Origin of the sequence: Mycolicibacterium sp. ND9-15 (assembly GCF_035918395.1) — a bacterium.
Classification (GTDB): Bacteria; Actinomycetota; Actinomycetes; order Mycobacteriales; family Mycobacteriaceae; genus Mycobacterium.
This window is the reverse complement of sequence record NZ_CP142362.1, coordinates 1,528,136-1,544,255: the sequence shown is the minus strand read 5'-3', so window position 1 is coordinate 1,544,255 and position 16,120 is coordinate 1,528,136. Positions and strand designations below refer to the sequence as shown.

Sequence of the window (16,120 nt, the reverse complement as noted above, 5' to 3'; positions counted from 1 at the left end):
GGTGATCCGTCGCCACGGTCGATGCGACAGGCGGAGCTCGTCAGGCAGTCCGACTGTACACACCAGAGGCCGTCGGGCACGGTCAGCGCGCCGACGTCGGTTCAGACGCGTCTGAGCACCCGCCGGAGCAGGCCGGGATGCGCGGGGGGCGTGCGACGCGGCGAGTACGGCCACGGGTTGTTTCGTTCCGGGACGGACGCTGCACGGGCCTGCTTGAGCTCTACCCGCAGATGCTGGCGCAGTTCGTGCAGGTCCGGATCGGCCCACCGGTTGCGGGCCTCGGCCGGGTCGTCGGTCAGGTCGTACAGCTCCCACTGGTCGTCGAGCGGCGATGTCCGGTAGGCCTCACCGCCGATGCCGTTCGCCGCAAGATGTCGGACCCCGGGCTCGGTCCAGGTCGCCGGATCGTCGAAGGTGCGCACCAGTTTCCACAGATGCCCCTCGCCGCGGTGCTCATCGACACGCAGCACCAGACCCTCGAAGTTCGACGCCACATGCGCTGGTATCCGGATACGCAGCGGCGCAGGGGGATTCGTTGACCGCTTCAGTTTGCGCGCCAGACCCGACGCGCCGGTGTCGCCCTCGAGCACGTTGTCGCGCGTCATCAGGTACACGGCTCGCGACTCGTCGGCCGCGGCGCCGTCCACCACCGGCATCAGGTTGCGGCCCGGCAGTGCGTGCACCTCGGAGAAGGTCTCGGCCAGCGACGCCGCCACCGTCTCGACGTCGATACCCGCCGCGCCCAGCAGTGTCGGCACGATGTCCACGTGCGACGTCGGCGCCGACACCGCCCGCGCCGACGTCGCCCGAGCACCGATTCGGGCCACCACGAACGGGACCCGCGTCGCCTCGTCGTACAGGTTGAACCACTTCTGGTGCAGGCCGCCGTGCGCGCCGAGCAGATCGCCGTGATCGGACGTGCGTACCAGCACCGCGTTCTCCGAGCCTCCCTCGGTCACCGCACGCCGCACGCGGTCGATCGGCGCGTCGACCTCGGCGTGCAGCCGGTAGTACAGGTCGCGGTAGTGCTGGGCCTGACGGGTGTAGGTGCGGTCGATCGCCGGCGCCGGGCCGTACCCCGAGTAGTAGGCCTCCCGGTACGCGATCTGCGCGGCGGGCTTGGTCGACAGGTCCTCCTCGGCCGTCGGCGCCGGCGGTACCGGTGGCGGATCCAGCGGCGTCGGCTTCACCGGGCTGCGCCGCTGCCACGCCGGGAACAGCACGATGTCGTGCGGGTTGACGAAGCTCGCCACCAACAGGAACGGGCGCTGCGCGTCGACGTCACCCGCGTGACGCCGGGCGTAGCGGTTTTTCAACCACGCCACGATCCGGTCGGCGATGAGCGGGTCGCGCCGCACCCCCGCGTTGGCCAGCGGCGCGCCGTGCGGCTCCGGGCCGACCCATCCCGAAAACCCGTACGGCGCAAGTGGATCGGCGTCGAGGTAGCGCTGCACTGCTTTCGGGTCGACGACGCCGTTGTCGTCGTTGGTCGCCAACGGCTGACCGGTGGCGGGATCGGTGAGGTCCGCGTGCGAGATGTGCCATTTGCCGTCGTAGTGCGTGTCGTAGCCGGCCGCGCGGAACCAGTTGCCCAGTGTGGGCACCTCGTTCGGGCGCAGCCATCGCATGCGGGAGTCGTCGTAGACCTTGCCGATGCCGTCGGTCTGCGTGACGCCGTGCAGGTCGGGGTAGTGGCCGGTGAAGATCGTCGGGCGGCTGGGCACGCAGGCCAGCGAACCGGTGTAGTGCTTTTCGAAGCTGACGCCGTGCTCGTCGAACCACCTGCGCCCGGTGAGCGTGTCGCGCCGCCAGGCCAGGACTTCGGGCGCCTCGTAGGGCGGCACCGCACGCTCCTCGTCGGTCATCACGATGATGATGTCGGGGCGTTCAGTCACGAGGTTCCTCCAATCGCGTCGCCAGCGCGGCGAGCATGGTGTCGGACCCACGGGCCAATGCCCTGCAGGCCAAGCGCTCGACGAGTTGCTGCGTTCTGCCACGTCCTTTTCGGACGGTGCTGGTGATCGTCACGACGGTCTCGCCGCCGCTCGTCGGTTCCAGGGTCCAGCGGTTGCTGACCTTGCCGATGACCTTCGGCAGGCCCGCGATGTCATAGCCGAGGACGTACTGCGGGTCGCATTCCGTGATGCGTTCGACCAAGGTGTTTCGTCCGACCTGCACCCGGCGTGTCGTGCCGACCATGCCGCCGTCCGGCCCCCGGCTCAGGATGCTGGAGTGGTCGACTTCGAGCCATGAGGCGAGGGCGCCGAAATCCGCCAGCACGTCCCAGATCTGTGTGGGGGTTGCCGCGATGACGCGGCTGCGGTCGATATCGGCCACCGCCCCACGCTACGCGAAACCGACGACGTCGTCACCCATTTCGAGATCAGCGGCGGTCGGGCCAGCCGGGTTCCGCGGGGTCCGTCGTCGGCGGGGTGTCGAGGGCACTGCTGAAGTAGGCTTGGCGCCTCTCCCGGTTGGCGGGCATGCGGTCGGCGCACTTGGAGAGGCGTCGCTCGCCGTCCACGGTCTGGTCGGCAGTGAATTCGCGGGTGATCGGCGTCCCCCACTGGTAGTCGCCGGCGCCGGTGATGCGCCAGGGACCGAACACGTCGTCGACCGGTGCGGGATTCGGCCCATTCTGGGCTGTGCTGACCATCGCGGGGTCATTGGGATCGGCTGGTGTGTCGGTGAATTCGACCCGCCAGACCTTAAGGCCGTCGACGTCGTTGAGGCCGGTGCGGCCCTCGTAGCGGACGACGGACTCGAACGTTTCGTGCTGCTGACCTTCGCGGAAGATCTTGTACAGGCCGTCGCACACGTAGGCGCGGTACCCATTCTCGATCTGGGTGAGCTCGAGGACATGGAAATACTCGTTGCCGTAGAACGCGCCCGCGGGTCCGAACGGCTCGGCGTCGAGTACCGGTCGGATGCTTACCAATTGGGCGGGGGTGCTCGAGGAGAAGGGGGGCGTCGACGCCGGTGGGACGGCGCGGTCGAAACCCGGGTAGGCGGCGCCGAAGTCGGCGGTGAACTGGGCGACCCGGTACGACTCCACGTACGCCCGCAGGGGCACCGCCGGCCCTGTGACGAGATCGATGCCGGGTTCGGCCGCCCATCGGAACCGGAAGTCAGCCAGCGCCTCCGGCCAGTTGGCGAATGCCTGCTCGGGCTGTTCGTCGCTTCGGCAGCCCGCCAACCCCACCATGAGGAGGAGAACCATCCACGACCGCATGATCGTCCTCGCGTTCATCGTCCCGTGTGCGCCGGCGGTCTGGGCAGCGCATCCCGGTAGGCGTCTTCGTAGTCCTCGATACCCGACTTCACCGACGGGTCGATTCCGTTGAAGTAGTTGGTGAGTGCCGTCCGGAAGTCGGCGAAGTCGCCCTCCAACGGCTTGAGCCGGCCGGTGGTGGGGTCGATCAGGTTCGCCTCGGCGAAGAACCGCGGATCGCCGATGTCGCTGTCGAGCAGCCGCTGGGCGACGGCGTACTGCAACGCCTCTGAACTCTCCTGGACGACGTAGGTCGGGTTGTCGGGTACCGGTGCGTCTCCGACGAAGATCTGCTGCAGCGGGTCGCCGGGTATCTTGTCGGCGAAGTCGAGGAAGGTCCTGACGCCGGGGATCTCGCCACCGATCTTCTTTGCGGCGTCGAACCACTCGCCACGGCTTTCGTAGGCTCGGATGTCAGCAAGGTTGCCGTACTCGATGGCATCGTTGTCGGCGATGTTCGCGCCGGAGTCGATGATCCCGCGTAAGCTGCCCGCGGACTGCAGGTCCGCGGTGTTGACCGCGCCGCCGTCGATGATGGACTGCTCGAAATTGGCCTGGTACTGCATGCCGTTGACGTACGCCTGACTGTTCAGGGTGGCGGCGGCATCGGGATCGGTGTCGATGACCGCGAACAGGTCCCGGGTGTGCGGCATCTCGGGGTTCTTCAGATCGTCCAGGGGCGCGAAGCCTCTGGTGTTGTCGAGCGGATTGCCCAGCATGTCGTCGATGTAGGGCTTGTTGGCCTCGGCGAGGGCCTGGGTGAGTTCGGGGTTCACCTGTCCGAGCGCCTGCCCGTCGGTGCCCCGGACGTCGAGCAACTCGGGGGCGTTGTTTCCGACCCACTCGTCGACCGCGTGCATCGTTTGGCCGGCCTGCTCGGCCCGGAACAGTTGAGTGGGATCGGTCAGATCGGCCGGGACGGCGCCGGTGCCCTCGAGCAGGCTGCCGGCCGCCGCTCCGTCGTCGGCCCACTGGTGGGTGAAGAGGTCCTCGATGAAGCCGGCATTCGGTGCTGCACCGTCGGCTCCTGCCAGCGCGTCGTGCACGGCCATCGGGTCGCGTCCGGCCGCGTTGAGCATGTCCTGCACCGCCGGGTCCACCAGCCGCTGCCCGAGCCCGACGTCCTGCTTCCAGGCGATATCGGGGGCGTCGTGCATGTCGCGCAGGACCTGTTCCGACTTGTCCAGCAGCGCGGCGTCCAGCGCCGTGCCCTGCTGCAGTTCGGCGTCCCCGGCGGCGACGATCGCGGCGACGTCGCGGTACTCGTCGAGGTGCGGGAACGGCTTGTACGGGTCCGGTAACTCGATCCTGGGCTTACCGTTCGCGTCGGTCCCTTGGGTCGGAGCGGTCGGCCCGCGCAGCGGCGCCTCAAGGGTCTCCCGGATCCCTGACGGCAGGTTCTGCATGCCACCGCGGATGGGCACGTACCCGACGTCGCCGGGCTTCGCGGCGGGGTCGGCGCCGGCCACGGTGATGTTCTCGTTGGACACCAGCTGTAACGCGTCGGCGACTCGCCCGCCGTCAGGCCCGAGTTGTTCCATCATCGCGCGAATCTCGGCCGGACCCTTGCCATCCAGGGATCGTGACAGCTGGTTGAGGTAAGCCATCTGACTCGCTGGCAGCACCAGCTCGCCACGCGCCAACGCTTCCTGCTGCTCGGGGGTCAGCGTGGTGTTCTCCTCGAGCCGGGCCAGTTCTTCCGGGCTGATTTCGCCGTCCTGGAGGGATTCCCCGTCGGCGATGCCCTGCTCGCCAGGCGAAGCGGGATCGCCGCCGGTGGCCGCGGACAGCACTCGCGCCAGGTCGCCGTCGACCTCTTCCGCGGCGGCCAGAACGGCCACCATGCGGTTCTCGACCTCCGCCGTCTTGGCCGCCAGCTGCGCGATGTCCTCCTCTGCCCAGCCCGTCGTGTCGGGCGGGATCACCGTGTTGGTCGCCATATCGATCTGCACCGGAGGCGCGGCGGCGGCGTACTGCACAAGGCTGTCCAGGTCGTTCTTCACCGTGCGGGCATCCTGTGCGGCGCGCCCGGCGAACAGCGACACCAGCACGGCGTCCTTCTGGGTGACGTCGAGCTTGGTGGCCGACTGCTCGATCGCCTGCTTCGCGGCCTCACCTGCCTGGCCTTTCCATGTCCCGAACACCGAGAGATTGCGCAAGGCCTCGGCCGTCTCACCGCTCGTGCGGGCGCGGTGGGCCGCCGCTTTGGAGACCTCGTCGATCTGTTCGGGTTCCCAACGCTGAACGTCGGCCAACGTCAACCCCACGGGTCAGAGTCCCATGGAGCCCAAACGCGATGCCGCAGAGTCGATCCCGGAAGCCTCCTGGTGGTCGGTACCCACGTAGTTCGCTGCCGCCGATCGGAGATCGTCGACATGTCCGATGAGCTCGGTGTAGTGCGAGAGGGACTCTTCCTCCCATTTCGCGGTGGTTGCTGCCAGCGCCGCCGCGCTCGATCCGATCCAACCGGCCTGTGCGGCGCCAATGCGATCATGCGCCGTGCCGTGAGCCGACCGCAGAGCGTCGGCGGCCGCACCGACGTGATCGGCCGCCATCCGCACCTCCAGCGGGTCGACCTGCAGTTCCTCACTCATCGACTCACCCAACACTCGCCATGGACCAGGGGATTTTCAGCGTTTGCTGGTCAACGGTACCATCGCCGCAATACCCCCCGATGCACCAATTTTTACGGTGGCAATGCGGCCGGGGCGCGATGAAATGGTTTGCTGGTGTGCAGGTCGTTGGGTGCCCGAAGTGCCCATCTCACTCGTAGCGCTGAGTTGACCAGTCGAACTCGGTGTAGGACAACGCGACGCCGTGTCGGGCCGCGATCCCGGTCATGTGCCCAGCCCGAGCAGGCTGACCATCAGCGGCAGCATGACGATGATGAGAATCGCACCCGCGATGTCGAAGGAGATGCCCGAGCGGATCATCTTGGTGATCGGTACGACGCCCGATCCATAGGCGATCGCGTTCTGCGGCGTAGACACCGGCAGCATGAACCCGAAGGACGCCGCGAACGTCGCCGCCAGGGCGGGCACGAACGGGTTGACCCCGGCGGCCACCGCGACGGGGATGATGATCGGCACCACCACCGCCGCCGATGCGGTGTTGCTGGTCGTCTCGGACACGATGATCGCCAGCAGCACCGCGAAGACGGTGATCGCGACGGCACTCGTCAGGCCCAGCGCGTCGTCGACGGAGGTGCCGATGGTCTCGGCCAGGCCCGTCGACGAGATCAGCGAGCCGAAGATGATACCGGTGCCGAACAGGATTATTGTGCCCCAGTCGATTTCGGCGGCGTCCTTCCAGCGCAGCGTGAACTCGCGGTTCTGCCAGTCGGTCGGCAGCAGAAACAGCAGCGACGCGCCGAACACCGCGACCACGCCCTCGTCGAGGCGATCGCTGACGAACTCGTACACCTCGGACTCGGTGCCGGTGATCAACGCGACCACACCGGGCAGGATCCACAGCGTGACCGTGATACCGAACGCGGTCAGCGTGTTCTTCTCGGCCCGCGACAGCGAACCCAGCTTCTCGCGCTCGCCGGCCACATAGTCGGCGACCCCGTCGATCCGCTTGATCTCTGGTTTGTTCAGCCGCAACAGGATCAGTGCCAGCAGCAGGAACATCACCAGGCAGATCGGGATCGCCATCACCGTCCACTGGCCGAAGCTGATCCGTTCACCGGTGGCCTCCTCGATCAGCCCTCGCCCGATCAGGTTCGGTGGGCTGCCCACCGGGGTGAGCAGTCCGCCGACGCCGGCGCCGTAGGCGAGCATCAACATGAGTGCCGCGCCCACCCGCAGCCGCTGCGGGTCGAAGTCCGGTTCGACATCGCCGCGCTGCTGCAGCAGTTTGGCGATGACGGAAAGGATCCCGAGCGCCGTCGGCAACAGCATCGCCACCGTGGCGGTGTTGGAGACGAACGCCGACAGCAGGCAGGTGATCGCGCCGAACGCGAGGATCACTCCGGTGGTGGAGCGTCCCGCCCGCGGCAAGGCCAGGATGCGGAACGCGAAACGTCGTGCCACGCCATGTCTGAGCATCGCCTGGGCGAGGATGAACGCGCCGATGAACGTGAATATCGTCGACGACCCGAACGGGGCGAGCACATCGTCGACCGGTGCCACACCGAGAAAGACCGTGACCGCGACACCGAGCAGACCGCCGATCGGAATCGGCACCGCCTCGCTGATCCACAGCGTGATCACGCCGAGCAGCACGGCGCCCAGCACCTGCTGATCGCGTGGGATGTCGATCGGCAGGACCAGGAAGACGACGGCCAGCAGCGGGGCGAGGAACAGGCCGACGGTCCGCCGGACCTTTTCGAACTTCTCTTCGCGCGGGGAGAGCCTCTGCTCACCGAGGCTTCGGTAGGTCGCGCTCCCGAGCAGTGCCTTGTCGACCTCGGTCGGCGTGACCTCGTTCTCCGTGCTCATCGCAGGCTCCGTCCACCCGGTACTGAGTGCTACGCCACAACCGCCGGGAAGGAGTGCCCGGAAATCAGCCGAGCCTAAACCGAAACCAGCGCGAGCGCTCACCTATGTACGGTTTGGGTGCCGAAATCCGTACCAGATTGAGCGCTCGCGGTAAGGGAATCAGCTGCCCCGCAGGCGGCGCGCCAGACCCGACGCGCGCACCGCCCGGCGTTCGACGGCCGCTCGGATCGAGGCCTCGGGGCCGACCACCCGGATCCTCTTTTTCGCCCGGGTCACCGCGGTGTAGAACAACTCGCGGCTGAGCAGCCGAGAGTCCTCGGGCGGAAGCAGCACGGTGACCTCGTCGGCCTGGCTGCCCTGCGACTTGTGAATCGTCATCGCGTGCATCGTGTCCACATCGGCCAGTCGGCTCGTCGCGAACTCGAGCCGTTCGGCGCCGGCGATCGCCGCGCGAAGCGCGCCGTCGCGCAGCACCGTGACACCGGTGTCGCCGTTGTACAGGCCCAGCCCGTAGTCGTTCGCGGTCACCAACACCGGCCGTCCCGCGTACCACGCCGACCAGATCGGCTCGCCGGTCATCTCCGCCAGCCACCGCTCCACCTGGCGGTTCCAGTACCGCACCCCGAACGGGCCGCGGCGGTGCGCGCACAACAGCCGGTGTTCGTTCAGGATGGCCAGGGCCGCGTCGTCGGCACCGAGAATCGCCGCCTTGCGGAGCTCAACGGCGAACGGCACCAACACCTTCCGCAAATGCTCCGACGGCTCCTCGGTGTCGACCCACTCGATGTGCTCGCCGCCGGCGCGCAGCACCTCCATCACGGTGTCGGCGTCGCCGGCACGGATCGCGCCGGCCAACGCCCCGATCGACTCGCCGAACCGGTGCGACGTCTTCAACTCCGCGATCCGCCCGTCGCCGAGGCCGTCGACCAGATCCGCAAGCACCGCACCGGCTTCCACCGACGCCAACTGGTCGGGATCGCCGACCAGGATGAGCCGGGCCTCCGGCCGCACCGCCTCCAGCAGACGCGCCATCATCGTCAACGAGACCATCGACGTCTCGTCGACGACGATCACGTCGTGCGGCAACCGATTACCGCGGTGATGCCGGAACCGCGCCGAGCTGTCGGGGCGGCTGCCGAGCAGTCGGTGCATGGTCGTGGCGTGCAGGCCGGACAGCGCTTCCCGGTCGGTCGCGTCGAGCTTGTCCACCTCCAGTTGCACCGCCTCCTGCAGTCGCGCTGCCGCCTTCCCGGTCGGCGCCGCCAACGCGATCCGCAGCCGGGTCCCGCTCGCCAGCAGCGCGAGCAGCCGCGCCACCGTGGTCGTCTTACCCGTACCCGGACCACCGGTGAGCACCGTCAAACCCTGTGACGAAGCCAGTTCCGCCGCGGCACGCTGCTCCTCGAAGCCCGGCGGGAACAGCCTGCCGAGATCCGGTGCGGACGCAGACGGGGTGGTGGCGATCATCGACAGGATGTCGTCGCACACCTGCTGCTCTTCGAGCCAGTACCGGTCGAGGTACAGCAGATCCCCGTCGACCCGCAGCACCGGCGGCTCACCGGCCAGCGGGTGGGCGGCGATGGCGGTGAGCCAGGGGTCGACGGCGGGCCACGGCAGCCCGTCGACGCCGACCTGTTGCTCGACCGTCCGCAGGTCCAAGCACACCGACCCGTTGCGAAGGGCCCGCACCACCAGCGCCACCGCGAGCGATACTTCCTCGTCGGGCGCCTTGGTGAGTGCGCAGAGCCGTTGTGCGACATGCACGTCCGATGCGTCGAGAACTTCGGCGTCGGAGAAGGTGCGCAACAGGCCGGTGGCGCTGAGGGCCCGCCGCCACTCCAGGCTGGTCACGCCGCCACGCTGCCCGTATCGAGCAGGTCCGACAGCGCGGTGATCAGCGCCGCCGGGGGCGCCCAACTGAACACCCCGGCCGGGTGGCCGTCCTGCACCGGGGTGTCCGGCCCGCACATCCCGCGCAAGAACAGATACAGCACGCCACCGAGTTGCTGCCCGGGTGCGTATCCCGGCAACCGCCACCGGAGGAACCGGTGCAGCACAACGCTGTACAGCAGGGCCTGCAGCGGATAGTCCGAATGCAGCATCGCCTCGGCCAGGCGCGGTTGCGAGTAATCGGCCGCCGTCAACGGCCGATTGGGATCGCCGAGCCAGTTGGTCTTGTAGTCCACCACGACGTACCGCTGCCCGATGCGCAGCACCGCGTCCACCGATCCGGACAGGTATCCCTTCAGCGACTGCGCGCCCAGGCCGGGACCCGTCAACCGCTCCGCATACGAGCTCAGTGGGTCGTCGGCCGACAGGTGCTGCCGCAGGAGTTCACCGACGTGGGCCAGCCTGATGTCGGGCGCCGGCGCACGCAGATCACCACCGGCCAACGGGAATTCGAAGTCCATCTCCCGCATCCGGTCCGACAGCCCGATCTGCCGAAGCGTCCTGCCGTCGGCCAGCGGTCCGAGCGGGGTGTCGTGCATCGGCACCATCGCCGCTGCCAACTCCTCGGCAGATACGTCGACCGGCCACCACGCCGAGTGGTCGCGGATCTGTGTCTCCAACTCGGCGGCGAGATCGGCGGCGAACGGATCGGCCGTCTCGAGCACCGCGTGCACCAGCGTGCCGAACTTGGCGCCGCTCGGCAACTCCGCCATGGGCGACGGAACGTCGGCATCGGCTGCCGTCGTCGTCACCGGGATTTCGGCGACCTCGTCGTCCAGTTCGACGACTTCGGGTTCACTGCTGACCGGTGCCGTCTCGACCGCGCGGATGAGCCCGCTGTATGAGGTCCGGCGCCACGCCGAGTCGATCGGACGGTGGAAGTGCCGGGCCGCGAACCCGGTGGGCGCCGGCTGCGCCGGACGCTCGGGAACATCACGCGGCACCGACTCCTCGATCGCCGGGCCGCCGACGGCCTCCCATTCCTTGAGGCGTGTCATCGCGTCGTCATCGGAAACCTTCGCGGGCACAACGGCATCCGGAACCATCGCCTCGCCGGGCCGCCGACCGCGAAGCAGCCGCGACAGGCCGCCGTTGGGTTCGTCACGAGACGGCGCCCACCACGCGACCAGCTGCGACTGCGCTCTGGTCATCGCGACATACATCAGGCGGCTGTCGTCGCTGGCGTCCTCCTCGCGCCCCACCTTCGACACCGCATGGAAGTCGGGGCTGTCGACGCCGCCGACGTGCAGACACCTGGTGTCGCCCTCGTGGTACAGCACGAGCTCGGGTTCCCAGACATTGCGGTTGAACGCGAACGGCAGGTAGACGACCGGGAACTGCAGGCCCTTGGCGACGAACACCGTCATCACCGCAACGGCGGCAGCGTCGTTGTCGAGGCGGCGGAAACGTTCCGGGGTGCCGCTTCGCTCGTCGCGCTGCGCGCGTAACCAGTCCCGCAGCGCGGGCAATGTGAAGTGCTCGCGGTGCGCGGCCTGCTGCAACAGCTGGGTCATGTGGGCGAGGTCGGTCATCTGCCGCTCGCCGTTCTGCCAGGACAGCACCCGGTCGGCCATGCCGGCGAGTTGCGCGGCCTCGAAGATCGCCGCGACACCGCGTTCCCGGGCGTGAGCTGCCCACTCCCGCAACGTCTCCGCGATGCGGTCGGTCAACTTGTCGCCGCCCTCGACGAGGGATTCGGCGGTCTCGCCGAAGAACATCGTCGCGGCCGCCGCGCGCACGATGCCGGGCCGGTGCGGCTGTTCGAACGCCTCGAGCAGGGCCAGCCAGTCCGCGGCGGCGTCGGAGGCGAAGACGTCGGAGTCGCCGGTGTAGACCGCGGGGATGCCCGCCTCGCATAGCGCCCGGTAGCAGGCCCGAGCGTCGCGGTGCTTCTCCACGATCACCGCGATGTGACCGGCTTGGAGCGGCGCACCGTCGAAAGTCGCGCCGGAGTCGAGCAGGGCACCGATGTCGGCGGCCAGGTCGCGCGGGATATGACTCCGCAGCTCGCCGATGGGGATGCCGCGACTACCGCTGCGGCCCAATGTCTCCCGGCGTACCACCCGCAGCCGGAACGGGTCGCCGCACGGAGCGCCGCGCAGCCGCGAACCTCGGTGCTTGGCGACGACGTCGTGCACGACGATGCGCGGATGGCCCAGTTGGGCGCCGCGCAGCACCGCCTGTAGACGGTTCACCAGTGCTTCGTCGCTGCGCCAGTTCGTGTCCAGAGTCATCTGCACGTCGGCGGTCTCGGCGGCGCTGAGGTAGGTGACGATGTCGCCGCCGCGGAACGCGTAGATGGCCTGTTTGGGATCGCCGATCAGGATCAGCGTCGAGCGTTTGGTGAACGCGCGGTCGATCACCCGCCATTGCACGGGGTCGGTGTCCTGGAACTCGTCGACCATCACGATCGGCCAGCGCTGGTGCATGCGCAGCTGCGCGGCGGAGTCGTCGGCCTCCAGTGCGTCGGCCAGCCGGCCGAGCAGGTCGTCGTAGCCAAGAACGCCCCGGTGGCGTTTCCGTTTATCCAATTCGGCCAGAACGTCTTTCGCGAACCGGACGCAGACATCGGCGCGCGAGCCCGGCTCGGGGTGCTGAGGCCTCAGCTCGGTGGCGGGGTGCTCGACGACCTCCTTGGCCAGTCGCAACGCGTCGGGATAGCTCAACAGCGGGTTGTCGCGCTCCCGGCCGAAGTGGTGCAGGTAGAGGTCGTCGACGATCTCGGTGACCAGTTCTTCGAGGCTTTCGACCAGCGTGACGCCGGAGTCCGTGTCGCCAGCCACCCCCAGCGATTTGAGGACCAGTTGGCAGAACTGGTGTGTGGTGGCGATCGTCGCGGCGTCGAAGGCCGCCAATGCGTCGCGGAGGTTGCGCCGCCGGTCGGCGAGTTGATCGGTGGTGCCGTCGAGGAGGTGCCCGATGATCTGGTTGTCGCCGGCCCACGCGGGCTCGTCGAAAGCCTCTACCGCCTCGACGATCTGGCGCCTCACCCGGTCGCGCAGTTCCTGGGTGGCCGCGCGGCTGAACGTGATCAGCAGCATCTGGTCGAGCGTGGCCACGCCCTCGGCGAGATAGCGGGTGACAAGGCCGGCCAACGCGAAGGTCTTGCCGGTGCCCGCGCTGGCCTCCAGCACGGTGGTCGAGCGCTCGGCGGGCAGGTCGCCCAACAGGTCGAAGGGTTCCATCACGTCTCCAGCGCCCGCAGCATGGGCAGCCACAACCGACAGGCGTACGTGTCGAGGCCGCGTTCGACGAGATGCGACAGCCATGCGCCCTCGCCGAACGCGCGCTCATAAGCCTTCTCGACGTCCTCGCCGGGGTAGCGGTCAGGATGCCATTTGTAGCGCGCCGCATACTCGGGATCGCGGTGACCGTGTACCGCGTCGGCCCACGCGAACGAGGTCTTCACCGGTAGCGGCAGCGGTTCGCGCCGGCCCTGGTCGTACATCGCGACCAGGTCGGCGAGCAACTCGGTCGCGGATTCCTGCGGCCGGCCCATGACCTCCACCCGCGGAGTGGTGCCGCGTTTGGGGCGCCCGATGCCGGTCGCCTTCCACGCGCGGTCAGGGTCATGAGCCAGCAACGCCAGCAACAGAATCCACGGCTGCAGCAGATGACGGCCGTCGAGTTTGGAGTAGGTGACCGAGACGAGCCGATCGTCGTAGACCGGCGTGACGGTGCCGGTGACCCGTCGGCCTCCGCCGATCTCGACGTCGATGTCGATCGCCGCCGGGTCGGCACTGCGGTACGGCCGGGCGGCCTCGGCGATGAGCGCGGCCTGCTCGCAGATCTCGTTGGCCTTGCGCCAGCCGAGATTCCCGGGCGGCAGGGTGCCTCGCCGCCACTCGGTGTGGCGAGCCTGGTCGGCATCCATGCCGCGCAACATGTCTTGCAGCATGCGTTCGCCGACCGTCCACTCCTCGAGCGCATTGATGTCGACGGGCATCGCGTCCTCGACCCCGTCGACCTCCCACGGCAGCGTGTAGTCCAGGGCGCGGAAGAAGCCCTTCACGGGGTCTTTGAAGAACGTGACGAGGTCGGCGAGCACGACGTCGTCGGCCGGGGGGGAGGGCAACGGCCCGGAGACGAACTTCGGCCGCGTCGCGCGCTCACCGGCGCGGGTGCGCGCCGCGCGCTCGACCGTGGAGTCGAAGCTGAACGGCACGCCGGGGACCAGCTCGGCGGGCACGACGTTGCGGGTGTCGAACGGCTGCAGCGGATGCTTGACCAGGAGCGTGTCGCGGACCCTGTGCTCGGTCGTGCGGTCGAGGGTGTCGAGGAGCTCGGCGAGGGGGACGGCGGGTGGCCGCTCCTGACCGGAGTACTCGTCGGCGCCGGTGTAGGTGATCACCAGTGTCTCGGTGGCCGCACCGATGGCGTCGAGAAGCAATTGCCGGTCCTCGGAACGGATGTCGCGCTCCCCGGTCATCGGTGCGCGGGCGAGCGCGTCGTCGCCGTCGACCACCCCCAGCCGGGGGAACACCCCGTCGTCGAGACCGACCAGGCACACGACGCGGTGCGGAACCGAGCGCATCGGCACCATCGTGCACACCGTCAGCGTGCCGGTGCGGAAGTTGGCCCGGGTCGGGCGGCCGGCGAGGTGGCGGTCGAGCAGCGCGCGCACATCGGGCAGCCGCATCACGGTGTTCGTGCGGGCGGCCGCGGCGGTGAGCACATCGGCGAACTCCCGCTCGAGTTGGGCGGTCTGCCATACGTCGTCGTCGCCGACGCGGGTCAATAGGCCGATGCTCTCCGTCAGCGACCGCAGCCACTGCTCGAGCGGTCTTGCCCCGGTGAGGGATTGGACCGCGCGGCTCAGGCGGTCGACATACTCGGCGAGTTGGCCGGCCAGGTCGACCCGGTTACTGCTCACGTCGTCGAGTGGGAGCGTGGTGTCGATCCAGGCGTGGGAGTCATCCGACATGGCCACCCCGGCCAGTACCCGGTCGATCCCGAAGCGCCAGGTGTTCTGGACGAAGTCGACGCCGTAGGGTTTGCGGTGGTCGGTGTCGAAACCCCAGCGGATGTTGGCCTGGCGCACCCAGCGGGCGATGTCCTCCAGGTTGTCGTCGGTGAAGCCGAAGCGGGCCCGCACCGGCGCGGCCTGCGCGAGGTTGAGCACCTCGCTCGAGGTGGCCCGGCCCCCGGCCAGCGCCAGCAGTTGGGCCGCGACACCCAGCAGCGGGTTGGTCTGCACGAGCGAGCGGTCGGCCAGACGCACCCGCAACTGGTGCGCCGGGTGGACGCCTTTGATCATGTCGCCGAGCCCGAACCCGGCCACGATCAGCGGGGCGTAGGTCTCGATGTCCGGGCACATGACGAGGATGTCGCGCGGTTCGAGCGTCTCGTCGTCGGCGAGTAGTCCGAGTAGAACCTCACGGAGCACGTCGACCTGGCGGGCGGGACCGTGACAGCTGTGCACCTGCACCGAGCGGTCGGCGGCGGTGTGCACCCGCCCTTCTCGCCGAATCGCGTTGGCCGTGATGTCGGATTGCAGCCAGCCGAGCAGGGTGTCCGGCCGGTCGTCACCGCCCAGGTACTCGTCGGTCTGCGGGTCGCCGGGCAGGCCGCGCTGCAGTTCGCGAAGATCGCGGCCGAGCGTGGCGAGCAGGGGATGGCCGACTCGGCGGTGGGTGGTGTCCTCGCGACGCGGGATCTGGCCGTGCGTGCCTTTGAGGTGCCGCCACAGGTCGTCGCTGGGGTGGGGCAGCCACAGATGCAGGTCATGATGGGTGGAAAGCGCGTCGAGCAGTTCGATCTCGGTGCTCTGCAGCCGGGTGTGGCCGAACAGCGAAAGTCGCTCTGGCAGCTCCGTGGGCGATTCCTGAAGCCTGACAAGGGTTTTGGTGTGGCGGACGTGCGGAGTGTCGGCGTCGACGCGCTCGATGAGCGCACGCCACAGCGGTGGCTGCCAGGCGAGGTCGGAGGGGATGTCACCGGCGATACCGTGCTCCCAGTCGACCAGCAGTTGCGGGCGTTGGCGGGCGTAGGAGGCGAACAGCCCGGCGAGCCGGCGGGCGACGGCGTAGCGCCGGCCCTGCCTCAGCTCCTTCTCGTCGCCGGTTTCGAAATGGCCGAGGTGGACCGCCAACGGTCGGCACCAGCCCTCGGCGCAGGTGGCGTCGATGACCTCCATCAGCGGCCACACCATCGCGTCGGGGGACCAGGTGTCGGTGTTCAGTTCCAACAATTCGGCGATCAGCGAGCGCGGGTTGCGGAAGGAGATTCCGGCGCAGACACCGTCGTCACCGGTCCCGCGGCCGAGGACGTGGCTCAGCCGCTGGCTCAGCCAACGTTCGACACCCTTGGCGGGGACGATGACCAGTTCCTCGGCGAACGGGTCGGGCAGCGGGTCGGAAAGCAGGGCACCGAGTCCGTCAGCGAGCAGGTCGGTGCGTTCAGCCCGATGTAAGTGAAGCGCCATTGCAGCCAACCATAGGAGGTGGCTCCGACATGG

At 68.7% G+C, this 16,120-nt stretch carries 9 protein-coding genes; all 9 read right to left on the bottom strand.

Going from position 1 to position 16,120, the window contains the following annotated elements:
- Window positions 1-101 precede the first annotated feature (101 nt).
- Complete coding sequence (locus QGN32_RS07565) at window positions 102-1,895, bottom strand: sulfatase-like hydrolase/transferase (protein WP_326547981.1); 1,794 nt, start codon at window positions 1,893-1,895, stop codon at window positions 102-104.
- Complete coding sequence (locus QGN32_RS07560) at window positions 1,888-2,337, bottom strand: SRPBCC family protein (RefSeq protein ID WP_326547980.1); 450 nt, start codon at window positions 2,335-2,337, stop codon at window positions 1,888-1,890. Before QGN32_RS07560 ends, QGN32_RS07565 begins: the two co-directional genes overlap by 8 nt.
- Window positions 2,338-2,383: 46 nt before the next feature.
- Entirely contained in the window at window positions 2,384-3,220 is an 837-nt protein-coding gene (locus QGN32_RS07555) for a hypothetical protein (RefSeq protein ID WP_326547979.1), read from the bottom strand.
- Window positions 3,221-3,246: 26 nt separating this feature from the next.
- Window positions 3,247-5,538, bottom strand: a complete 2,292-nt coding sequence (locus QGN32_RS07550; RefSeq protein WP_326547978.1) for a TPR repeat domain-containing protein — start codon at window positions 5,536-5,538, stop codon at window positions 3,247-3,249.
- A gap of 3 nt (window positions 5,539-5,541) precedes the next feature.
- Window positions 5,542-5,865 carry a WXG100 family type VII secretion target gene (locus QGN32_RS07545; RefSeq protein WP_326547977.1) on the bottom strand — a complete coding sequence of 108 codons (324 nt, stop codon included), beginning with the start codon at window positions 5,863-5,865 and terminating at the stop codon, window positions 5,542-5,544.
- Window positions 5,866-6,108: 243 nt separating this feature from the next.
- Entirely contained in the window at window positions 6,109-7,713 is a 1,605-nt protein-coding gene (locus QGN32_RS07540) for an SLC13 family permease (protein ID WP_326547976.1), read from the bottom strand.
- Between the two features lie 159 nt (window positions 7,714-7,872).
- Complete coding sequence (gene recD / locus QGN32_RS07535; RefSeq protein WP_442791828.1) at window positions 7,873-9,522, bottom strand: exodeoxyribonuclease V subunit alpha; 1,650 nt, start codon at window positions 9,520-9,522, stop codon at window positions 7,873-7,875.
- 38 nt (window positions 9,523-9,560) lie between these two features.
- Window positions 9,561-12,848, bottom strand: a complete 3,288-nt coding sequence (gene recB / locus QGN32_RS07530; RefSeq protein ID WP_326547975.1) for an exodeoxyribonuclease V subunit beta — start codon at window positions 12,846-12,848, stop codon at window positions 9,561-9,563.
- Window positions 12,848-16,087 carry an exodeoxyribonuclease V subunit gamma gene (gene recC / locus QGN32_RS07525; protein WP_326547974.1) on the bottom strand — a complete coding sequence of 1,080 codons (3,240 nt, stop codon included), beginning with the start codon at window positions 16,085-16,087 and terminating at the stop codon, window positions 12,848-12,850. Before recC ends, recB begins: the two co-directional genes overlap by 1 nt.
- Window positions 16,088-16,120 lie beyond the last annotated feature (33 nt).